22 protein-coding genes are annotated in these 22,382 nt (G+C 60.2%); 1 reads left to right on the forward strand and 21 read right to left on the reverse strand.

Features of this window, described 5'->3' with window-relative positions; genetic code table 11:
- Positions 1-42: 42 nt before the first annotated feature.
- From DVH23_RS16305 to DVH23_RS16355, 12 genes are all read right to left on the reverse strand, one after another.
- Complete coding sequence (locus tag DVH23_RS16305) at positions 43-729, reverse strand: PD-(D/E)XK nuclease family protein (protein WP_114578488.1); 687 nt, start codon at positions 727-729, stop codon at positions 43-45.
- A gap of 93 nt (positions 730-822) precedes the next feature.
- Positions 823-1,047, reverse strand: a complete 225-nt coding sequence (locus DVH23_RS16310; protein ID WP_114578489.1) for a hypothetical protein — start codon at positions 1,045-1,047, stop codon at positions 823-825.
- A gap of 462 nt (positions 1,048-1,509) precedes the next feature.
- The gene (locus tag DVH23_RS16320; protein ID WP_114578491.1) at positions 1,510-1,926 is read right to left on the reverse strand and encodes a hypothetical protein; all 417 of its coding nucleotides are present in this window, start codon (positions 1,924-1,926) and stop codon (positions 1,510-1,512) included.
- Between the two features lie 5 nt (positions 1,927-1,931).
- Positions 1,932-2,276, reverse strand: coding sequence for a hypothetical protein (locus DVH23_RS16325; RefSeq protein WP_114578492.1), 345 nt, complete (start codon positions 2,274-2,276; stop codon positions 1,932-1,934).
- Between the two features lie 244 nt (positions 2,277-2,520).
- Positions 2,521-2,970 carry a hypothetical protein gene (locus DVH23_RS16330; RefSeq protein ID WP_114578493.1) on the reverse strand — a complete coding sequence of 150 codons (450 nt, stop codon included), beginning with the start codon at positions 2,968-2,970 and terminating at the stop codon, positions 2,521-2,523.
- Positions 2,971-3,134: 164 nt separating this feature from the next.
- The gene (locus DVH23_RS16335) at positions 3,135-4,763 is read right to left on the reverse strand and encodes a DNA cytosine methyltransferase (RefSeq protein WP_114578494.1); all 1,629 of its coding nucleotides are present in this window, start codon (positions 4,761-4,763) and stop codon (positions 3,135-3,137) included.
- A 63-nt stretch (positions 4,764-4,826) separates the two neighbouring features.
- Positions 4,827-5,000: a hypothetical protein gene (locus tag DVH23_RS23645; protein ID WP_157972429.1), complete on the reverse strand. Its 174-nt coding sequence runs from the start codon at positions 4,998-5,000 to the stop codon at positions 4,827-4,829.
- Between the two features lie 6 nt (positions 5,001-5,006).
- Complete coding sequence (locus DVH23_RS16340) at positions 5,007-5,384, reverse strand: hypothetical protein (protein WP_114578495.1); 378 nt, start codon at positions 5,382-5,384, stop codon at positions 5,007-5,009.
- Positions 5,381-5,554, reverse strand: a complete 174-nt coding sequence (locus DVH23_RS23650; RefSeq protein ID WP_157972430.1) for a hypothetical protein — start codon at positions 5,552-5,554, stop codon at positions 5,381-5,383. Before DVH23_RS23650 ends, DVH23_RS16340 begins: the two co-directional genes overlap by 4 nt.
- A gap of 173 nt (positions 5,555-5,727) precedes the next feature.
- Positions 5,728-6,042, reverse strand: a complete 315-nt coding sequence (locus tag DVH23_RS16345) for a hypothetical protein (protein WP_157972431.1) — start codon at positions 6,040-6,042, stop codon at positions 5,728-5,730.
- Between the two features lie 378 nt (positions 6,043-6,420).
- Positions 6,421-6,819, reverse strand: a complete 399-nt coding sequence (locus DVH23_RS16350; protein ID WP_114578497.1) for a hypothetical protein — start codon at positions 6,817-6,819, stop codon at positions 6,421-6,423.
- Positions 6,812-7,453 (reverse strand): hypothetical protein, encoded by a 642-nt coding sequence (locus tag DVH23_RS16355; RefSeq protein WP_114578498.1) that lies wholly within the window; start codon positions 7,451-7,453, stop codon positions 6,812-6,814. The genes DVH23_RS16350 and DVH23_RS16355 overlap by 8 nt, the downstream gene beginning before the upstream one ends.
- Before the next feature lie 298 nt (positions 7,454-7,751).
- Between DVH23_RS16355 and DVH23_RS23655 the strand changes: the two genes are divergently transcribed.
- Positions 7,752-8,453 carry a hypothetical protein gene (locus DVH23_RS23655; RefSeq protein WP_157972432.1) on the forward strand — a complete coding sequence of 234 codons (702 nt, stop codon included), beginning with the start codon at positions 7,752-7,754 and terminating at the stop codon, positions 8,451-8,453.
- Positions 8,454-8,931: 478 nt separating this feature from the next.
- On the opposite strand, the gene DVH23_RS16370 is transcribed toward DVH23_RS23655, so the two are convergent.
- The 9 genes from DVH23_RS16370 to DVH23_RS16405 all read right to left on the reverse strand — a co-directional run bounded on the left by DVH23_RS16370 (position 8,932) and on the right by DVH23_RS16405 (position 22,375).
- The gene (locus tag DVH23_RS16370; protein WP_114578500.1) at positions 8,932-9,339 is read right to left on the reverse strand and encodes a hypothetical protein; all 408 of its coding nucleotides are present in this window, start codon (positions 9,337-9,339) and stop codon (positions 8,932-8,934) included.
- A 294-nt stretch (positions 9,340-9,633) separates the two neighbouring features.
- A complete protein-coding gene (locus tag DVH23_RS16375; protein WP_114578501.1) occupies positions 9,634-10,122 on the reverse strand; it encodes a hypothetical protein in 489 nt (162 codons plus the stop codon).
- Positions 10,123-10,745: 623 nt separating this feature from the next.
- Positions 10,746-11,603, reverse strand: coding sequence for an SOSS complex subunit B family protein (locus DVH23_RS16380; protein WP_114578502.1), 858 nt, complete (start codon positions 11,601-11,603; stop codon positions 10,746-10,748).
- 1,800 nt (positions 11,604-13,403) lie between these two features.
- The gene (locus DVH23_RS16385) at positions 13,404-13,895 is read right to left on the reverse strand and encodes a hypothetical protein (RefSeq protein WP_114578503.1); all 492 of its coding nucleotides are present in this window, start codon (positions 13,893-13,895) and stop codon (positions 13,404-13,406) included.
- Positions 13,896-14,075: 180 nt separating this feature from the next.
- Entirely contained in the window at positions 14,076-14,246 is a 171-nt protein-coding gene (locus DVH23_RS23660; protein WP_198667957.1) for a hypothetical protein, read from the reverse strand.
- A 722-nt stretch (positions 14,247-14,968) separates the two neighbouring features.
- A complete protein-coding gene (locus DVH23_RS16390) occupies positions 14,969-16,501 on the reverse strand; it encodes a primase-associated protein (protein ID WP_114578537.1) in 1,533 nt (510 codons plus the stop codon).
- 5 nt (positions 16,502-16,506) lie between these two features.
- Positions 16,507-17,415 (reverse strand): DNA primase, encoded by a 909-nt coding sequence (locus DVH23_RS16395; RefSeq protein WP_114578504.1) that lies wholly within the window; start codon positions 17,413-17,415, stop codon positions 16,507-16,509.
- Positions 17,412-17,726, reverse strand: coding sequence for a hypothetical protein (locus tag DVH23_RS16400; RefSeq protein WP_114578505.1), 315 nt, complete (start codon positions 17,724-17,726; stop codon positions 17,412-17,414). The genes DVH23_RS16395 and DVH23_RS16400 overlap by 4 nt, the downstream gene beginning before the upstream one ends.
- A complete protein-coding gene (locus DVH23_RS16405) occupies positions 17,723-22,375 on the reverse strand; it encodes a PH domain-containing protein (RefSeq protein WP_114578506.1) in 4,653 nt (1,550 codons plus the stop codon). Before DVH23_RS16405 ends, DVH23_RS16400 begins: the two co-directional genes overlap by 4 nt.
- Positions 22,376-22,382 lie beyond the last annotated feature (7 nt).

Below are 22,382 nucleotides of genomic sequence, written 5' to 3' on the forward strand. Positions count from 1 at the left end.
GAAGGGGGAACAACGCCATCGTGCCAATGCTCCGAGAGCCAGTCAGTCGAAATCCAGCGTCTCCTGCGAACAGAAGTAACAATCGCATTTCTCGAACGGGATCTCCTCGGCACTTTCGGCGATCCCCTCGGCGTCGATCGCATCACGGATCCGGGTTGCTTTCTCGACGATCGCCTCGAAGCGTTCGGGATCGAACTCGAAGAGGCCGTCCTCGGGCCACGTTCGCACCTCCATCGAGCCCTTGTTCAGGTAGACGACCTGGCCGTAGTCGGCACCGAGGGCGGCCATGTAAACGTGGATCTGGTCGAGGTGGCGATCGACCGGCGGGTCGAAGTTGTACCACGAACTGCGCGTCTTCCAATCGTAGACCGCGTTCGTCGCCGGATCATAGCAGTCGGCCCGGCCGACGAACCGCACGTCCTCGGTTTCGTACTCGATCTCACGCTCGACTTCTGCGTCGGGAAACTGCTCGGTGAACCGTTCTTCGAGGAACTCGTGGATCAGCGTCCCTGTCTGGAAGACGCCGAGGATGTCGGATTGATCGTCGAGCCCGAGTTTCGAACAGTAGGCTCGTCGCTCGCACATGCAGATCTGGCTCGGGTGGAACGTCTCCGCGTCGCGTTCGACGTGACTCGTTGGATCGTTCGCGTCCTCGAGGGCCGTCTGAACTGCCTGATCGAAGTCGATTCGACCGTCGGTCTGTGCTGTCGATGTTGGCTCTATTGCCATCTCTGTTCGCCTCCACCCCTCTCCGAGGGGACGAACAACGCCACCGACTGTGTGATTGGGATCCAGTGTCGATTGGGGGCGGCCTCATCGGTATCAGCCACTGTCTTCGGTCTCTGTGCTGTCTTCACCTTCCAATCGACAGGCCAGCGAACAGTAGTCTGGCAGCCCAAGATTGAGCGTTTTGTGGCTGTTCTCGGGAATCGGTTCTGTGCAGACTGGACAGGGGTCGCCAGCCGTGTCGTTCGTCGGAATCGGCTGTGCGATCCCTCGGTCGCGAAGATCGTCGATGATCTCCGTTTCGGTCTTCTTCTCACTCATCGTGATCACCGTCGTCCTCAGTGGGATCAACCCGGATGGTGAGCTGGCAGATCGGACACTCCATCACGAGTGGCGAGGCCGTGCGAATCGTAAGAAACGTCGGGTCGTGCGACCGGGACGTCCCCAAGCACTGCACTCGAGGGACCGACGTCGTGGTTCGGTCAGGCGGCTCGTTGGCGGGGATTGGACACTGTTGTTGCATCTGAGGTTCCTCGTCAGGACGAATTGATCGCATCATCCCTCTGCCCCTCTGCGAGGGACGAACACCACCACCGGCTGGCCGTTCGTGCGACCGGGCAGCCACTGGGTTGATAGGTGACTTGGTCTGGTTGAGTTACCCCACGAGTTTGGCGTTTTCAGTCATCAATGAGATACACCCGACGGACCGATCGTCCACACCTAAGTTTCAACCTTTGTAGAGGTAGTGCCGATCACATTCTCAATGAAAACCTCAAGTGCTAATTACTTCTCGGTCGTGGGGTAACTATACTCACCTGCATCCTTGTCCTCGTTCTCTGGTTCCCGGTTCCATGCTGGGTCCCATTCACAGTCGTCGTGAACGTAGTCTGCGCGCGCCGAAAACCAGTGCTGGTGGTAGCCGCTGCTCTCGGTTCCAAGCCACTTTCCGGAAGCGACCGGACCATACTCCTCGGTATCGGGGATTTTTTCGCCGTCGTCGACCGACCACGTGTACTGGCCGTCGAACTCTGCGATGAACCCCTGATCGCCGGCTGGTTCCCGTAGCGTGCATTTCGTGTTGCAGTGCCTGCAGAACACGCCCTGGTACACCAGATGGGTCCAGTCATCGGACCCACAGACCGGACACGTCACGACGTCGAACGCGCCACTGTAGCGATCTTCGGTTTCGACGATTCCCATGCTGATCACCCCTCACTTCCGTCGGGGTCGATCCGGGTGATCCGTCCAATGTTCCCGTGAGCGCCAGCCAGCACCTGTGGGACGTGCTCGAGCATCGCGATGTCGGTAACGATCGTGTTCCCGTCTTTCTGAAGAACGACCACGCCGCTGTCGTGGAGCCAGACGGAGACGCCGATGCCCCAATGGTACCACCGATCTGCTGAGAGGGCTGCTGACGGACTAGACAAGCTCTTCTCACCGCGTTCGATGGCAGCCCGAACGCCGTTTCGGAGCTCCCACGCCTGGGACTCGGTCAACGTCTCCGAAGCAGCCTCAGCTCTGTCGACGTGGGTCAATAGATCGGCGACCATCACGCCCCACCCCTGGTGTCGGTGGTCGTCGGTAGCTGTGCTCCTGCCAGTTCGCCTGTGTGAACCATCTGTGAAACCCTCCAGCCCTCTCTGAGGGGCGACCAACGCCACCGGACGGCGCCGGCTGCTGGGTGCCTTGTGCAACAATGGACGGGACACCAGCAATTGTGTTGCACAAGGCGTTAGAACTCAGCCGATGCGCCTACCTGGTGATCTGGTTCGTTGCGTTCGCGAACGGTCGCCATCAGCCCTCTACCTCCGGTGATTCGTTCTCCTCGCGGGGCTTCCCGTGCCAGAGTTGGTACCGGGATGAAAACTCCTGGGCAGCTTGGACCACCGTGGCGAACACGTCGCCTGGATGGTCGGAATTAAGCATTTCTCGCTCGTCTGCAACGAGTTCGCGTGTTCCGCCTGGGTCCTTTCGGTACAGTCGGTGGCTGTTGTAGACGGTCCTCCCCTGGGCGCGGTCTGGGAAAGTGCTTGCCGGCACCAACTCTACGACGACCCCCGCTTCATGGGAGAGCGTAACTTTCCAGTCGACTGTTCCCCCGTGGTTGGTTTTAGTAGGCCCCCACACGTCGAACGTTTCGACCGTCCAACGGGGGGAGATGTGCTGTTCCAACTCGGCTTTGTCGTCGGCTGCGGTGAAACACTCGCCGGCACTCGGGTCGGGGTCCCAATCGGAGGGGTCCATTAGGCCTGCACCTCCTCGCCGCGGCCTTGCACTTGATCGTCGTCCGCTTCCTCGTCTGACTCGTTCCGATCGCTCCAACTCATGATCGCTCTACCCCTCTCCGGGGACCAATCTACACTACTGCGGTGGGGATACGCGGTCGGCTAGCTGCCGAATCGCGGTCGCTAGTCGTCGGCAGTTCCACGACCGTCGGCGACCGTCTCCGGCTGTTCGTACTGACTCATCGTCGGCTGGTTCGTCGGGAGCAGCAACTGCTTCACGAGGGATTTGCCGAGGTTGACCGGCACAGCGTTCCCGATCTGCTTCGTGGTCTGAGTCTTGTTGCCGGCGAACTCGTACTCGCTGGGAAAACCTTGCGCCGCAGCGAGTTCTCTCGGCTGGAGCATCCGGTAGCGGAGATCGAGTCCCCACGGGTAACAGTCTGGGATGCACAACGCGTGGCGATCTTTCGTCGTCACCGTCGGGAGTGGATCGCCGATCGACTTCGCGTCGGAATTTCCGTAGTATTCCACCAGGAACGGGCGAGCAAGGTACGGGTCTGACCCCGTCGCAGTGATCGTCGGGTACGGCTCTTCGATCTCGTGAGTTCGGGGTTTCTGTCCCTCTCGTTCGCTCTTGTACGGGACGAAAAACGGCCAAACGAGATGTCCGTCGTGGTTTTTCGCCGTCACCGTGTGGAGCGGACGCTCGCCCGGCTCGTACGTGGGGTTGCTGTGCAGCCCTCGGAACGCTCCGTTGCGTGGCAGAACGAACGGGTCAGCGTGGATACAGTGAATCGCCCCCCGCGTGGCGACCGTCGGGACGGGGCTTTCGGTGGCGTCCTTCGCCAGCGCGTTCGAGTGCTGGCCCATCACCATCGTCGTCGAGAGCTGGGTCTCATCGGCGTCAGGACCGGCTGCTGGCCCCTCGACGAGGAACGGTTCGTCGCGTTCGTCGGCTGTGTCCTCGAGGTCGTCGAGGGCAACCACGTCCTCCTGCATCCGCTCGACGTCCTCGGGCGTGATCTCGGCGATGGCGTCTGCGTAGGGGGCGAGACTGTCGGCACAGTGCTGGCGGATGCCTTCGGCGATCCGCTGCATCGTGTTGTTCGACAGGGGCCGGGAGCGCGTCCAGATCGAGTCGCCGAGCTCGTTCCAGTCGAGGATCTCCGCTGCACTACGCCACTCGTCGGTACCCGGCTCGTCGCCGTTCTCGCCGTGAGTTGGGTCGGGGAACTCGGGACGATAGTCCCGACGCGCCATGACGAAGAAGCGGCGGCGAGACGTCGCGTCACCGTAGTCCGCTGCGTTCAACGTTGTGTGGCGAACCGAATAACGGTCGGCCTCCAACTGGGTCTTCCAGGCGTCGAATTTCGTCCCGTCACGCGTCGGTTCACCATCGACGATCGGCCCCCACGATTTGAACTCGGGGACGTTCTCGAGGAGGACCGACTCGGGTTGGAGTTTGCCGATCCAGTCGAGGACGTGCATCGGGCTCGCACGCTGCTGTTCGTTCACCGGCTTCCCGCCTCGAGCCGCCGAAAAGTGCGTACACTCGGGAGCAGCGATGAGGATGTCGACGGTTCCAGGGTCGATGACGTCCGGCGGGTGGAGTTCCTCGACTTTCGCGTTCAAGTGCGTTGCCCACGGGTGGTTTCGCTGGTGGGTTTCGATGGCCTTCCCCCAGTGATTGACTGCGACGAGTTCGACGTCGCGATCTAACTCTTCGCAGGCCTCCGCGAGGGCGGTTGAAAGGCCTCCACCGCCGCAAAACAGGTCCACGGCACGCACGGTCTCGTCTGCTCGATTTGTCATTTTTCGAACCCTCCACCCCTCGTCGGGGGGGATGACCAACACCACGTGGGTGCAGTCGGGCGGTTACGCCGAACCCGACGGCTCGTGGCTGTCGGGATCGTCACAGGAACAGCCGATCGCGGCGACGTCGCCACACTCAGGACACTCGTAGATCGGGATGACGTCCGAGCCCCGCTGGGGCAGCGGTCCTTCTTTTTGCCCTTCGTAGCCGCACTCGGCGCAGTGAGAGTCTGCCATTCTCGTTTACCTCGATCCGACTCGGTGGCGAGTGTCCCAGACCTCCCGCGAGAGTACCTCGAGGATAGCGAGTGCGTCACGACGGATGGACGCTTCGTCGGTCTCCTCGACGTAATCGCGGTGTACGTCGATCGACAGGCCGGGTGCCCCACTGTAGCTCCCAACAAAGCCACAGTGCCCTCGCGGGAGGCTGAGCGTCTGGACCTCCGGATCGGTGCTGCTCCCGGCCCCTGGAGCGATCTGCATGGTGATCGTTCCGTCGTTGTGGACTCGTGTGAGAATGTTGCACCCATCGGAGCCACACTCAGCGATCGCCAGCCTATGGAACCGGTCGGCGAGATCCACTTGGCGTGCTGGCGCACCCTCAGCAGCATCGAGCGTCATGACTCCCCCTCGGTGAGGACCTCCTCGCTGGAATCGTTGGACTGGCCGACAAGTCGGTGTTCGTCCCGCTCCTCGCGTCGGTCACTCGGGGTGGTCGGAAGAGCACTGTCCCCTTCCGAGAGCGGTACGTCTTCGTCGAACGTGCGTTCGTACACTTCTCTGAGTGGCATTCGAAATCACTTCCGGGGGACGAGTTCTTGCACGTCAGCTCGCCTCCCTACCCCTCTTGGGGGCTAACCAACGCCACCGAACGGTGCGGGCAGCGGCCAGCTGGTGCGGTGGAACAGCGCCAAGATTCTGAGTTACCCCACGAATAGGTGCTGTCTCTCGCCCGTGGGGTAACTCACGAGACAGGTGGTTGGACTCTCTCGACGGATTCGAAATGAATCGTCTCGCGTTTCTCCCCCTTGTGCATGAACTCAGTCACGATCCGAATTTCGCCATCCATCTCCAGATGTTTCGCCACGTCGATGACCTGAAAGATGGTTCCACTCGTTGCGCTCCGGTCGAGGACTGCGATAACGTATCCCCGATCCGCGCCCCAGGCGTCCGAAACGAGTGGCTGGGATCCGATCCGGTCGACTGCGTTCTTGGTTTGCTTTGCTGTCGTCATTATTATCGAACCCTCCACCTCTCTCTGAGGTGGAACCGACACCACCGTGCGGTGCGAGCCGCATGGTCGCTGTCTCTGTTGCTGTCCCTCTCGCTGTCAGTACCCTCCGTCGTCACGGCAATCCTCTCCCAGTCTGCGTTTGGATCTTCTCAACGCCGTGGCTCCGCAGTTCCCATGTTTCGGCAGGCGTCCAGTCGTTGTATCCCCGATCGGCGCATTTGATCTCGTGGCGAATGTCGCATCCACTGCCGGGATACCAGTTCACTATGATTCGATGCGTCACTGTGATGTGACGCTTTCGAACTCCAGTGTACGGGTTGTCTGACCACGTTGCGATCAACCGCTCTGTCTCGGTTTGGGCCATCTGTGAAACCCTCACCCCTCTCTGAGGGAGAACCGACACCACCATGCGGTCCGGGCGCGTCAGCGGCTGTGATCGTCCCGGTCAAAGTCGGCGAGTCCCCGCTGTGGGGACTCGAGGTGGTCGGAATCTCCCGTAAGTTCGAAGACAACAACCTGCGACTTCGCCAAATAGGCGCTCGGATCATCGAGGGTGTCCTCGTGCTGAGGTTGGGAGAGCCGCCACGAGTCCTCGCTGTAATCGTCGCATTCCCCGACGAGCAGGTTCTCCGAGCCGCCGATCGTGAGCACGGTCGTTTCGGGGTCTTCGAGGATCCAGGTCGGTGTCCAGACGACCGTCGCCCAGTCCGTCGATCGGAGCACTTGGGCGACCCGCTCCTTGTCCTGTCCCGAGACGACCGACGGCGCCGCGTCAATGTCGCGCCACTCCGAGACGCAAATGTGTGCGCCGGGATCAGGCATTGTTGCCGTCCTCCAGGTGGTCGAGATAGGTTCGGAGCTTGGCCTTCTCGCGGCCGAGCTGTTCGCGCTGGTAGCTGTAGTGGCGATCGTCCTGCATCGTCTCAAGGACGCGAATGACCTGGGTCGCGAGGAATGCCAGCTTGATCGATGTCTCGTCGCCCACGAGGTCGTCGTTGGCGGCGCTAAGGAGTCTGTCCTTTGCGCCAAGGACCCCCGAACGCAGGTCGGCCACGGCCTCTTTCTCCCTGTCCAACGCCCCGATCTCAGCCTCGATTTCCTCGATCCGCCCCTCGGGATCCTCCGGGATTTCGTCGAGAACCGCGTAGTCGGGGACGTTCTCGCAGCCGGGACAAGGGACGAGCCCCGAACGGCCCGCGACCGACTTCGTGATCTGGCCGGACCCCCCACAGCGGCGACAGCCTTCGCGCTCGAGCTCGCCGATGTCGGCCGGGCCATCGCCCTCGTCGCGACGTTGTACATCTCTCGGGGCGGGACGATCGTCGGGCTGGATGGCGCCGTACTCGGCGTCCGGGATCGGGTCGTCGATCCCGGTCGCGCGATCGAAGCCGGGCACGTCGTGGGGGTCGGGGTTAGCGACCCGATCGCGTTCGCGGTGGGCTTCGTCTCGGTCCATCAGTTCTCGCCTCCGGTCTCCGTCTGTTCTCTCGTGTCTAACTGCATCTCCATCTCTGTTCGCCTCCACCCCTCTCAGGGGGAAATCAACGCCACCGAACGGTGCGGGCAGCGGCCAGCTGGTGCGGTGGAACAGCGGTAGGGTTCTGAGTTACCCCACTCTCTCGCGTTCCGTTCCCCCTGTGGGGTAACTCAGAGAGTTTCATCGGTCGGCACACGCCCGACACCGCCCCCAAGATCAAGACCAGGATCAAGACGGTACCAATTAAGAGGCAGAACAGCCGAGCATCGGAGTGAGCATGAGTCGAGAGTCCTATGATATCGGTGAGCCAGTGATCGATCGCGATTCACCGGATGACGATCCGAACACGGCAATCGTCGTCAACTGCCCGCCACAAACTGCCGACGAGTGGAACGCCTACCACGATACGACGGTCGCTGAGGACAATCCTGATTACCCCGAGGATGCCGCCGTTGTCGTCGTGGCCTACCGCGATGAACTCGCCGAGTTTGATCCCGACTGGGCTGATCACGACGAGCCGTTCTCACTCGGCACACTCAACGAAGGAGGCGTCTCTCACTACGCATACCCCGCCCCCCGTCTCACCAGTGTCGCGACCGACGACACCGACGACATTGACGAAGCCGACGACATTGACGAAGCCGACGACACCGACGACGAGAGTACAAACACAGATGGTGAAGACCAGGCCGAAAGCGACTCTGACCAATCCACGACGGACGCTGACGAGCCACCGATAGATGCTGAAGAGACGGCACCAGATGCTGACGAACCTCCCGAAGATCCCGAGCCCTCCGCTGACGTCCGCGCGCTCAAGGAAACGCTCACAGACCATGGACTGCCCGCCGAGATCGAACCCGACGGACACACTGTCGTCACCGAAAAACTCGGCGTCACCTATCGCCTCGAACCCGGCGAACTCCTCGAGGGCGACGGACCCCACCGCGACCAGATCGAAGAGATTGCCACGAAAGTCTGACCGTTCTGGCGGTTTCATCCACAACCCGAACGACGAGTACGGATCCAATGAAGGCGGTCCACTCCGTGCGGGTCACAGGCCTGCTTCCCTGTCGGTGCCAGCACCAGCGCCCTCCATCATGGAACCGCTAGTCCGACAGTGCCGGCAGCCGTGGAGCGTCCCGTCGTTGTCCGCGAACACACGCCGGTAGTCGTCGGTGACGGTTTCACCACAATTGGCGCATTCGTTCATGAGGTTCGTTTGGAGAAGGGGGATGTTCACGTTGTGGGATGTGCCGCAATACCGTTTTTCCCCTTGACCTCTGCGGGACTGCCGGCGGTGGCGCGCGATGAAAGCGCTTCGCCAGAAGCGCTGAACGCGCGAGGGACGACCGAAGGACACACTCTGTGAGTGTGTTCCGTAGGGAGTCGGTTGGGGAGGACGCGAGCGAAGCGAGCGTGTGGTCGTATACACGAAAAAAAAGCGCTTTGCGACCGAGTTAACTTCCTCGCCGCCACGTACACCCGCACGATCCCTTGTACAGCCTCGTTCCCGCCTCGTCTGCGGCCCGCGTCTGCTGGATCACGACCGATACACCTACCTCCTCTTCACAGTTCGGACACCGCGCTCTCTGTGCGCCCTCTTCCAGCGTCTCCACCTCGCCCTTGTGTGTGGTTTCGTCGTCCGTCCAGAACTTCTGCTCCGTCTCTTCTTGGAGCGACGTCACGCTGAACTCTGTCTCCAGGCCGACCATCTCCGCCGCATCGATCAACTCGCCGCCCGCGAACAGCGACTCCACCGCCCCGGCCGCCTCTGTCTGAAGTTCGGTGCAACGTCCGCCAGCCGAGCTGTCACTCGTCGACATCTCTGAAATCCTCCACCCCTCTTGAGGGTCGATCAACGCCACTGGACCTCCGCTGCTCGCTCGAGGGAAAGAGAAAAGGAGAGCGGCGTGCCGACGCTCTCTGGGCGGGCCACGATTGCGGCAGGATCACGGGAGACGCCAACGCACGCACAGAGACGCGCGCTCAGGCGCATCAGCAGCGTCCGAGCGCGAACCAAAGGGGAAACCCGGAACCACAACGAGCGTACGCAGCGGCCGGTAGAGGGCCCTGTGAGCGATGTGAGCAGTTCCGCACCCTCGAGAATCGAACGGCTGAAAGAAGAGCGGAACGACGACGACTGAGCGACTTCCCCTCCCTTAGACGATCGGCTTCGGTCCCCGCCACGAGAGGGTGATCTCTCCGCCCTCTCGTCCCTCTCGCTCCTCTTTTTCTTCTCCCGCCCTCTGTAGGTCGTGCTGCTCCTCGAGGTCGCTACAGAGGCGTTCTGCGGCCGCGAGTGCGTCTGCGAGCGTTCCGACTTCAGCCTCGACCGACCCCCAGTCCGGATTTGCATTCGGGTAGACGGCCACTTGGTACGTCCCGCCGAAGCGTTCGCGCCAGCTTGGCGATCGCTGGTACACCGCTGTCGGCGCGATCGTCACCTCCATCGGCGTCGCGAATGACATCTCCTCTGTGTCGTCAGCGAGCAATCGAACCAACGAGAGGACACACTGCCGCCGTCCCAGTGCCCACGATCGGACGCTGCCCTCCTCGCAATCCCACGCGTCGAATCGCTGCTCGATGCTCTCCGGCGTCTCGAGTCTCTGTGCAGTCGCGGATCGGCTAACTGAATCATGTATCGACATCTCTGAAACCCTCTACCCCTCTTGGGGGTCGATCAACGCCACCGGGCGGCGGCGTTGTCCGTCCATTCGTGCTCCTGCTCCTGTTCGTGTTCATCAACCGGCTGGGCGTCGTCTCATTGAACTCACCCACACTTCGAGCAGATGAGATCAACGTCTCGGATCATGGCGTCATCGCACGCTGCCGTCGGGACCAGGCCGTAGGTTCCGCAGCTGTCGCACCGTGTTCCAGAACGGGCTGCAAGCGCCGATACTTCACCGTGAGGATCGCGATCGGGTTTCTTGAACAGCGGGTTGTCCCTCGATTTGAACTCAACAACAATCGCCTCCGGCTGGCCGTCTGGTCGATCGTTCATCTCTGATTCCCTCTACCCCTCGAGGGGGCGAGTAACGCCACTGTCTGTGCGCTCTGCTGTCACACTCTCCGAAGCGGTTCCGTCCACCCCTTCCCTGCGGGGCTGCGAGGAGCGGTGGCGCGCGATGAAAGCGCTTCGCTAGAAGCGCAGAACGCGCGAGGGACGACCGAAGGACACACTCACAGAGTGTGTTCCGTAGGGAGTCGGTTGGGGAGGACGCGAGCGAAGCGAGCGGGTGGTCGTATACACGAAAAAAGAGGGGCATGTCGGCTACTCCCCGGTCCACCACCGGCCGCGCTCGGGGAATTCGATCCGACTCCACCCGGTCACGGCCAGATTGCACGTCTCATTGTACCAGTTCTTCTTCACGTTCTTGAACCGCACCGTGTCGCCCTCACTCACCTTCGTCTGGTAGGAGTTCTTCCAGACCGTGAACTTGATCTTCTCTGTGTCGTCCGCGATCAGCCCCACTTGTTGTTGCGAGGAATCCGCGGGATCCCACAGTTCGATGATCTCGCCTTCCACGTCCACTTCGCCCGTCTCGACCTCCGGGACGTCCGCGATATCCACGATCGTCCCCGCTTCAGCCTTGACTTCCTCCATCTGTGCGAGAGTCGCCTCGATCATCGACTTTCCGTTCTCGACCTTCTCGGCCAGCCCACGGCTCACTGCCGCCCGGCTTGGTCCACTGCGCACGCTCTCGGTGATCCGCACCGACTGCGTGTTCACCTCTGCAACCTCCGTCTGCTCGAGTTCCGACCGGGGATCGACCCGTTCGATCCGCCGCTCACGCCGCTGCTCGACGACCACTTCACGGGTGCGCTCTTCACGCCCCTCTTGCTGGCCGAACGTCGCTTTCGCACTGATCCGATCGAGCTCTTCCTCCCGAGCCCGGATCTCCTCTTCCTGGGCGAGGGGGAGATGCCCGTACTCGTTCTCCTCCCGCCCGACCACCGTCTCCGGGTGCTCGGTCTCAACCTTCGTGTTGACCTCCTGATCGACCGACGCCGCGAACTCTGGCGTCTCGTCCACGATGTCATCCGCGAACGGCTCGTCCTCGCCTGCAACCGCCTGATCATCGTCCTGTTCGTCGGAACCTTTATCACCGCTGTAGTTCGTAGAACTCATTGTTGATTACTCCGAAGGCGCCTTCCACCGCGTCTTCACTCCAACTCTTCTGAGTGCCAACTCCGATTGTGAGCGAATCGTCACGTCAGACACGGTGATTAGCGCCTTCTGCGGCACCCCGTCAGGCGACGCTGCTGTCCTTCCTGACGAAGTTCACCTCCATCTTATGATTGAGATCGCTTGTTGGTGCTCGTCTCGAAGCCACCCCGAAGGTCAGCGGAAGCTCGCCGGAAGGCGAGGAGTCCGCTGGCTGAAGCGGGTGGCTGAGAGATGCGATCGCGGTGCTGTGCGGTGAGCAGTCCAGCGGAAACGCGCGCTCGCGGCCGGTTGTGGTGCGGCGTGAGCGCGCGGCAAACGCTGGACCGACTCCTTCAAGCGATCTCAATTAAATCTAGATCAAACGGACACGTTTGTGGGAAACCCTCCGGGCGGCACAACGGACGGGACCCGCGCTCGCCTGCCGAGCGGTGCGGAGAAGGCGAGCGTGGGAAGGATCCGTGAGCCGTCTCCGACGCGCCTGAGTGCGGCCCGGTGCGGTGCGGTGATCGAAGGCGCGGCGAGAGAAGACTGGAGGGAGGTGGGCAGTTGTGGTCTCCCGTAGTTCCGCGAGCCCGTCCGGCGGTGCGGTGCAGTACGGTGGACGGGCGAGTCGGAATCTGGACTTCGATCTCGCGCCTGGACTCGCCCGCGAGAGACCCGCTGCCTGCAGATCGGCGGCACGACCGCGCCGACAGGCGCGGCGACCGGAGGGAGTCTGCTGGCTGCGGTGTCTCGCAGCAAGAGGCCAGAAGCCGAGAATCTTGCATTCTCGGCGGCGCGATGATCGAAGGAAACGGGAGAGGCGACACACCAGCCATCCGGCGTTCCGGCCCCCGCGCTCACCACTGATGACGCTCAAACTGCCATCCAACGCTACCGATCGAGCGACCCCCCTCCCAGTCGCGCCAGCCCGTTCTGTCCACCCCCCTTCCTGCAGGAGCAACCCGTCTCGCACACACCAATCCTCGAGGTGTAATGCGTCCCCGGCTTCACCCCTCCTGGTGGACTTCGAAAGGGCGAGGGCGTCTCGGTCGTCCCCCGACCCCGTAAGCACCGAACGCAGTGAGGCGCGCAGCGGCGGTCGCGGGATGCCGAGCGACCGAGGGCTTTCGGGGGCAGTATATACTCTACCTGCGCCTGTTGCTCCGCTTGCTCCCCTCACGTCTCGAGGGCTCCCGATCTCCCTGTCGCTGTCACTGTCGCTGTTGCCGTCGACGTCGATCTCGTCGTATCCACGCGCCCACACCCCCTCTCGCGATCATCATCCATCTACACCGTCTCCCGCGATCATCATCCCCATCCCGGCTGGTCGAGGGTGAACAGCCGTCGTCACGGACGAACAATCCAGATCCGAACAGAGCCGGCCTGGGAACGCTGGGGAAAGCCCGGCAGCGCAGCGACCGCAGGGAGCGAGCCGCCCGGACCCTGGAGGTGGGTGGGGGTTCGTGGGTGGGCGGTGCTGTGCGGGGCGTCCAGTCTCGTCTCGCCGGTACCGATCGCCCCCTCCGTTACCCTTCGATCTCTCCGCTCTCTTTCTCTTCTCTCGAGCCAGTCTACGCTTGCCTACCGACTCCTAGGGCATGTGTCCGCAACTCTGACACTGGTACGTGACGGGGACTGCTTCTCCAGGACCGAGTGCACACGCGACAGTCCGAACCTCCGTACTGCCACAGTTCTCGCACGTCTCTGTACTTTCTGAGGATGGATTGATCACGGTCATAGCTGGACACTGGATCGTGCAGTCGAATTACGTTCCTCGAGTCAGTCTCTGAAGGGGCGGCGAACGAACTCACACACCGAGCCGGCCCACGTTCGCACTTGCACCCGGATCGCTTTTCGAAGATCCTGCTTGAGGACGGCCACTTCCGAGTAGTACGAACGGGCCCCCTTCGGCAGTTCGTGGAACCGCTTGTCGCAGCCAATGCACGTGTATTCGAACTCAGCACGGACCCGATTCTGATGCCGCTCGAGATCGCCACCCTCGCTGTAGTGGAACTCTTCATACACCAGTTTCTTCGAGACAAACCTACGACTGTCACACCGAGGGCACTGCGTCATCGCCAGTGGGTCGTCTGCTACCCCCCGTTGTCGTGGCTCCTGTCCCCTCGAAACGTGGTCTGCGTTGGATCCCGTTTGACCCCTCGGCCCTGGCTCTCCCCCCTCCCGAACCCACTCGTCGAACTCGTCGTCTAGCGCACTCTCTGTTTCGCCGTCCGATTCGTCGTCTGATTCGTTCCGATCGCTCCAACTCATGAGACCTCTACCCCTCTTGGGGGATGACCGACACCACCCTGCAAGTGTCCGTCCGGCAGCCTCCGATTGCGCCACCCTCATCCTCAAACGGTTTCCTCGAGCCTGTTTCTCGAGGCTATCTCTCACCCCCGTACCCCTCGAGCCCGGCACCCGTCCACTCCTTCCCCCGCTGTCCCACCCCTACTCGTCCCTTCTATCCACCCCCGTCACTTCGTTCTCTTCTATCTGATACATCCACCGCTCACCCTCCTCATTTCTGTCATCCTCTTCCCCCGTCTCTTCTCCGGTGTGATTCCTCTCTTCATCCTCTATCACACCCACCTCGGTCACCTTATTCTCCCAGCTGACCACCCATCCTGTTTTTACCCCTCTTTGCCTACCTTCGCATCCTCATCTTAGCTTCTCTCTGAGCACCCTGTCTCTCCCATCCCACCCGCTCACACCCTCTTACGCATTCTGATACATTCCTTCTTCTCCACCCCCTTCACCGTCCACTCTTCACACCCCGTCACACACCTCTCAGTTTCTGCATACCCCTCTTATCCTTTGGACGATTTTCAGGTGTACGAACGCGATTTAACGGATGCAAAATGGAGTAGAGGCCCGTCCCGCACCTCTCAGGCCGTTTCAAGGTGTGTGACAAAACCGGATTTTGGAGGTGGAATCCAAAAGGTGCGTGACGAGGGGGTGAAACCGGCAATATCGCCAAAATCAGGAGAATAATGACAGCTGAGTTTTGATTAGGAAATGTAGACTGAATGTCCGGTGGATGGTCTGAAACCACTGAAGCCGGGATTTTTGGAGTTTCAGCCCTCAGATCGTGCCCGACGCGATATAATCCCACCAATATCATAGGATATTATTATTTTTCTTATTGAATAGGTGATTGCCAGAGTGGAGCTTTGCAGATAGGCTGAACTACTTCAACGAGTGATCAGTATGATTGAACTCAGTAACCTAATCAGACCGTTTGTTCCACCCCTACAAATACTGATTTCATCGGTCGAAAAGGAGCGATCTGCCAGTGTGATATTTGACCCATCTACACAGCGAAACGTGTAGAGAAAAGCGTCTCAAAACCAGTCCCCATTTCCTTCTAGCTGGTCGTACATATCGTCGGGAAATGGGAGACTTCCGTAGATCGAGTAGGGGCACTGATCCTGCCCGATACAGTACCGTTGCATGTCGTCGTTATCGCAGTTCATCGGGAGTGGTGTCGTGCCCTGGGGACCAATACCGCGCTCTCCACGACGGGCTTCATATTTGATTTGGTACTCGGTAATCTCGGGGTCATGCCACGGCCAGCGGCTGAAGAGATCCTGGATATCATCAATGATTTCTTCGATTGATGTATTTTGGTATTGAGGAAGCCACATGATCATGCGGACGATATTAAAGAGATCTTTTCGGACTGGTTTTTCGTCTTGTAGGCGCTCATCCAAGGCGGCCAGACACGGCAGTTCGAACAGATCTTCGAGATCGTCGACTTCGATCGGACGCGCCCCACTACTCGAGTGAGCAATCTGATAGGTGTTGATTCGGCCACTCCGATCGATCGTTACTGACTGGTGTGAATCGTGATTCGCGAGCGTGTTGCCGACCGTCCGCGGATTGGTGAATTGTCGTAGTTGTGCTTGCTCTCCGTTATTGTCAGGGTCGTACGTATCGAGGGCATCGTAGAGTTCCTTCGAGGTGTGAAATTCGCCGACCTGGGTGTGCGAACTCGCGCTGATGGCCGATCGAAGGAGACGCACGAGGGGTTCGCCACGGTTCCAGTTCTTCCAGACCTTTTCGTAGTGGCCGCCACGAAGGGCTCGCTCGGTCCGGTCGCTGACCGCTGTTTCGTTGGCCGTCAGCCAACTGCGTTCGTCCTCGCCCAGTTCGTCTTCTTGGGCCGAGCGCAAGCGAGCAAAACCGGTCTCGGCGTACTCCTGGTATTTGGCCTCGAAATCTTCGATCGGGATATAGAGATTGTTGTTTGCGAGCTGTGTCCGGATTTCGCCTGTCTCCTCGGCGCTGGTCGCCTCGTCGGTTGTCCGCGTGAGGCAAGCCCGTGAGGCGGCTGCCATCGGGACCTCGATATAGAGAGTGTCCTCGTCGAATTCGTCGGTTTCGAACTGGGGCATGGTGGTGACGTCGGTACAGACCCGCCCCGGATGTGGCCCGTCTTCGCTGGGTGATTTCGCGTAGAGGACTTCCGCGATGTCTTGGTAGAGCGTGGGGTCGTCGTACTCACGGATGAGTGAGATGAGGTTGTTTGCGAACAGTTCGCGGATGTTCTGAATGACTTGGTTACGCCGAACGGGCGTGTCTTCAAAGCGCGGTTGTTCTATCACGCAGATCGCCCCGATGGTTGCGAGCAGTACGAGTGTCGCGGGCCAATCGACGAACGATCGCTCGAGGGTTCGCTCGCGTTGGGCTTGCTCAAACGCACTGGTTCCGAAGTGTTCGACATCCGAAAGCAAGGTGTCAGGGTCTGGTTCGTCGTCGACGAGGTAGCGATCGTACCCCCGGTCGAATAGCTGGACGAGTTCGCTCATCGTGTACTGGGTCGGGACAGCGGCGACCAGGTAGGCGTCTCGTTCGGTGTTGCGTGGATCAACCATTGTGATCACTCGAGGAACTGTGGTCGGGCGTCCGTTCGTGGATTGAACGCGGGGCTGTCAATCGGCTGGACGACGCGACACACCTCCGCGTGCAATGAGTAGGGGACCCGGAGTAGGCGGCTTCGATCGGCGGTCACGACAGGATCAATTGGGATCTCGTACCGCTCGATTAGGAGATCGTTGAGCACTTCCCGGCTGCTCTCGTCGTAGTCGTGTTCGGGATCGTCGTCGAGCAGGTAGACGTGGACACCTTGTCCGGAGTAGACGACCATCGTTTCCTCGGCGCTGAACTCGCTTTCGAAGATATCACGCGTTTCAAAGCCGTATTCAATGGCGCGCTCGAGGTCCTCGAACGCGTAGGGATAGTCCGCGGGATCAGCCGCTTTGATGCCGGATTCACCGAGCAATTTCTCGTCACGGGTGCGCTCGTCGTGGTGAGTGTCGTAGTCGCTTTCAACTTCCGCGAGTTCTCGTTCGGCCCGTGCTGCGGCAATGTCTTTCGCGTCGATGTCGACAGCGATTACCCAGGGACGCTCCCAGTTATCTAACCCGTAGTAGACGCCTGCCGACACGGGATCTGATTTCACAAGAAGATCCGGGTCGGCGAGTGCGTACTCGCTGTCACCGAAGGGATCGTGGCGCGCAGGGGATTGGATGAACGAGAGAACATCCTCGAACCCGTCGAAGTTGTGTGAGAGCTGTTCGCCAGTCGAATCCGTCCGCCACGTCGCCCGTCGGATGAAGTCCCGGTCGGGCCGTCCGTCTTTGCGAATCGGGTGCCGATCGCGAAAGCTGAGGCCGAATTCTTTCGGCCCAGTTGCTGTTATGAACCCCGGAATCTGATCCGTGTACGCGGGGAACTCCTGGTTGTAGTACGTATATATCTCATCGCGGCTTGCTTTTCTCCACGTCATAGTCCTCCTCCCGCGAATTGGAGAAAGTCGATCATCACGATTACTGCCAGGAGTGAAATGACACCGACCACGACGCCATCACCACGTCGCGGGAACGGCGTCCAACTCGGAGTGAGGATCGTCCCAACAAACAGTCGAAAAATGAAAAGAACGGGCAAGAGCAGCGCGTAGACGATGAGTGTCACAAAGATTAGACTGAGGCTGATTTCCATCACTCCCCCGTAACTGTAGATCGGCATGTATTGGGAGAGATACGCTGAGATAATGCCCAGCTCGGAAACGAGACTCTGGAGTAACTCGAGAAGTTTCATTCGCCTATTTCGTCTCCCAGCCGCCGGAACGTTTGGACCGTCGTCAGCCCGTCTGCGTCCAATTCGTCGACTCTCTCTTGGATTTGTGCAATCGTACGTGCTGCCCGCCCACCCACTCGGCCAGAAACTCGATCGTGGTCGGCAAGCAGATTCACTATATTTCGAGCATCATCTCTCGAAGAGAAAGCCCATACGGCGTCCGCATCGACAGCGGCCATCTTGTCGTAGTCGTCTGTTACTGCGGTGGGGTTATTCGATGTCATTTCTACTTCACCAACCCAGATGAGATCGCCATCAGCATCGAACCCGACGACATCGAAGATCGCCTCTGGGTCCTGCTGGTAATACCGCTCAGCGCGCTCGACATCCTCTTGCTCACTCAGCCACTGAAACAGCAGTTCAACGCCCACTTTGTGGGGTGTCTTCTCTCCGAGATCGCCCACGCCTGTTTCAGCCGTGATCGTCTCGTCAAGCAGTTCTCTCCCCTCTGGAAGGAGTGTGTAGTACGGCCGCCGGTTCACCCGTGCTTTTTCGAGGAGCCCTCGCTCGATCAGCATCGAAACATCAAGCTGAGGGAGACCGTCTTCCAACTCGTCCATCCCCTCCAAGAGCGTATAGCCGGGAAGGTCCCGATTCATCGCGTCCAGCACCCGTTTCAGGAACGTGGCGTCATCTCGAGAGAGTCCCCGTGCTCGAAGCGTTTCGTCGTCGATCGGGTTGGTATCCTTCTCCTCGTGGCCGCCGAAGAATGAACCCCCCATCGACCCCTCCGATGACTGGTCGGCGTCGCTCTCGCTATTGCTTTCGTCTTCCTCTCTCGAGTCAGCGCCTTCGGCGTCCTCATTCTCCTCGTCCGCCGACTGTTCGGGAGGGGCATTCGTCCCATCAGCGTCGGCCTTAGGAGAAGTTGCCTGTGTATCTGACTCCGGGTCCCTGTCTGTCCCTAGTCCCGGTGATCCTACTTGGTCCGACTCCGATTCTGGATCTCCCTCCGGTGTCGGTTCCGGTGATCCGTCTGGTGTTGGTGGCGATCCGACACTTCGTCCTGTCCCGGCATCGCTCCACGGCGACCATTCGAGTGTATCCTCGTGGGTCGGCACGTCGAGGCCGTACTCCTCGTCAGTCCGTTCGATGACCTCCGGCAGGATGTCTTCGTCGAACCGTTTCTGCTCGGCGTCCGACAGCGGGTCGTCGCTCTCGGGATGGCCGCTGATTATCGGTAGCGAGTGCAACGTCAACGGAGCTGGTCGCTCCTCGCCGAACTGCGGGCTCGCGAGCTTCGTGAACCACTCGCCCGACGCGATTCGGTTGTTCCGATTGCGAACGTCTTCAACCGAGAGGTCGTCGTGGGTGAACGTTTTCGCAAATCGATCCGTGATCGAGATATCCCCCACGAGCTTCGTATGCACTTCCGTCAGCAGTTCCTCGTACGCCCCGTTTCCATCATCCCAGCTTCGGACCTGTTCGGGGTACTGCATCACGAATCCCAGGCTCAATCCCGCCGACCGGCCTTGCGGGAGTAACTGGTCAGCAACAAGTTCGGTCGCGATGAACGGTGCTGCTTCCTCGAGAATGACGTTCACCACGTGGTCCGACGATGGTTGCTGTCGGTGCTGGATGGAGTGCCATAGATCACTCAGCAGGATAGTTGTCAACCCCCGCTGGGCGTCAAGCGTGAGGTCGCCGATATCGAACAGGACCGTCACGTCCTCGTCGAGAATATCGCGGAAATCAAAGTGGACGTCCTGTTCGTGAAAGCCATAGAGCGGGTCGCTGTCGGCCTCTCGACCGGGCTTGTGTCGCAGCATCCAGTGGAGGTGACGATCCTCTTTCAGCCGGTTGAGTCGGTTGAGCACCGCACCCATTGTCGTGTGGAACTGATGATCCTCTTTGGTGAACTGATTGGCTAACGACTTGTGGATGTCTTGATTGATATCCGAAATGTCTGGCAGTTCTTGATTCTGCTGCATTCGCGTTGCGGCATTGACCAGATCATCCAACCCGAAGACGTCATCACCGTGGACGGGATCGAACAGCGCATAGATGAGGAACGTCAGCACTTCGTTCGCGACGAACGCCTGTTCGTGACGGTCCGCCCCCATAATCATCCGCATCAACGCGTGGAAGTGGTCGGCTTTCTCTTTGACTGCCGTCTCCCGATCGTGGCCGGCGTCGAGCGCGGGCCGGAGGTCGAAAAACGAGACTGCTGGGAGTATTTCGGGCTCGCGGAAGTAGTAGGCGTCTTCGAGCGAGCCGTATTTCTTGTAGTGGCCCATCAGGTAGTTGACGCACATCCCGTCGCCTTTCGGCTCGAAGAGGATGTTCGGCCCCAACGTCGTCTCCGCAAGCGAGAGAAGCATCCGGTTGACGAGTTGGCTTTTCCCCGCCCCAGTCGTAGCGCAAGCCAGCCAGTGGCGTGTCTGGAGAGCTGGCGGTAATCGAAGCGGCCCATCAACGGAACTCGTGGGGTCCTGACCAAGCACCATTCCCGTGGTGTACTGGCGGCGCTGGGCCGCGTCCAAGCCGGGGAGCGAGGTCCGACTTTCGGGATTCGCGTGGGTTTCTTTCGTTGCCTCGTCCGTGAGGTGTTCCGTGCTCGGTACGATGATCATGTTGCAGAGTTCGTTCGGATCGAGGTGGAGGTCGGGCGTCGAGCGGCCGAGTCGCTTGCCAGTCACGACGTCTCGATTCAGGACACGGTTGAAGCAGCGCCGTGAGAACGTCCGGCTGCGGCGGGCGACCAGCCCCTTGTCGTATAGTTTCTCGCTCTCAATGCCATAGAATCGCCCCTCAAGCGGGTCGAACACCGTGCTGATGCTTCGGAGCGACTGTTTGAGCTCGGACGTGTCACTGCTCGCCGACTTCGCGGGGACGGTTACGACCCGCAGGTTAGCCGTGAACGTATGCCCCAAGTCTTCTGTTTGGAGGTTGTCGATCAGATCACGATCAGCTTCGGGAATCGGCTGGGACTCCTGTGGATGGTGCTCTTGCTGGGGTTCGGCGCCATAGATGAGGTCCTCGATAGCTTGAATGATGACATCTCCCCACGTTTCTCGGTCGCCTCTGATACGCTCAATCCGTTGATTACCACTGTGAGTCGAATCCGATTCGCCTTCGAACGCGGCTTGGAAGACGATCGGATGATCGGTCGTTGCGAAGTGGTCGATCAGTACAGTGAGAGGCGCGTGTGAGCTATCTTTCGTGAAGTCTTCGCCATCAAGTTCCTCGTCGAAGAGCCTGATCGGCGTCATCGGGTCGCCACTGCCAGTCCACCGCAGACTATACGGCTCAACGTCGTCTGGGTGGGGCCGCGCGAGAACGCCCTCGCCGGTATCAACAGGGGTGTCGAGTCCGAATCTCAGTGAGCCTGGATCGCGGTTTTCCTCCTCCTCTTGTTTCCGAAGTGCGTCAAGATCAACGCTTGGGAGTTGCCCTCCAAGCAGAGTGTTGGCTCCCGACTCCGACCCCAACTCCGGCTCCGATCCCGTTCCCGATACCGTCCCCGTCCCCGGGCCGTCGCTGATACCGGCCCCATCAGCAGCGAGGGGTTGATCGCCGTGAACGCGGGTGATCGCTTCGACCTCTTCGACAGAGGTCTGAAGCGCCCCCTTTTCCAGCGCTGTCTCGAACTCCTCGTAACTGTACTGTTCTGGAGCGACGAGTTTCTCGGCCAGATCGACGGTCACGCGTTCGATTTCGACAGTATCCGGGTAGGCGGAGTTGAGCCGATCATAGAGCGTCGAGAGGTGCTGGTCAGTCGAGTAATAGAACTCGATTGGCGAATCCGTTCCGTTGCTGTAGATGGTGAAATCGAACGTCAGTGGGTCAGGGCTGGCGAACGGGTTAATCCGCTGCCAGAATGATTCTTCGGTCGGGTTCAGGGCGTGTAGAGGGCGGATTTGATTGACGATTTCTGAGGGCGCCCGTTCGCCCGTCGAGGGAATGACGCGAACGTACTCCTGTTTGCGATCGAGCGGAGAGTCAGTGGAGGCGTCGAGAGTGAGGACGTTCGCTTCGACCTCCCTCGGGTTGTGGATGCCTTTGCAGACCACCTTTGGGATCTCGGCTTCGACCGTCCGGAACGTGATCGTCCCGTAGGAGAGCAGTCGTCCCACGAGCGACTGGTGACGAGTGATTTCGACGACACGCTCGAGAGCAAGCTTCGCAAACTGATCCCGTCGAATCCCTCGCGTACGCGCGTAGAGGGTGTCTGAAGTGAGAACGTATTCGGTTCGAACCGACCGTACCAGTGGAAGCAGGCCGACGACAACGCCCGTGACTCCGAGGATGATTGGGATCGCCCCAAGCCACCACAATGGAAGAGTGATGGTCGTCACAACCAGCCCAAGCTCGACCGGCGCGAGCCCAATGAGGGCCGGCCCCGTAGCGAATCCAGCGACACTGGGTGTCGCGAGGGCGATTGCAAGCCCAACGAGGAGGATCGCGCCCACGTACGCACGAAGACCGCTCCGAGCCAGCGGCGTGCCAGCCCACCGAACGTCGAGGTCGGCAATGCCAGCTACTCGGTCGTCTTCTGCAACGATCCACTCGAGATTCGGAGTGTTGTTTGATTTTTCGTGGGCAGATTCACTCGCTCGCTCGTCGTCCGCTTGGTCGTCCGTTGGATTGTTGTCTATTGGATTGGTCATTCAAATC

It is taken from the genome of Saliphagus sp. LR7 (assembly GCF_003344565.1).
Taxonomy (GTDB): Archaea; Halobacteriota; Halobacteria; order Halobacteriales; family Natrialbaceae; genus Saliphagus; species Saliphagus infecundisoli.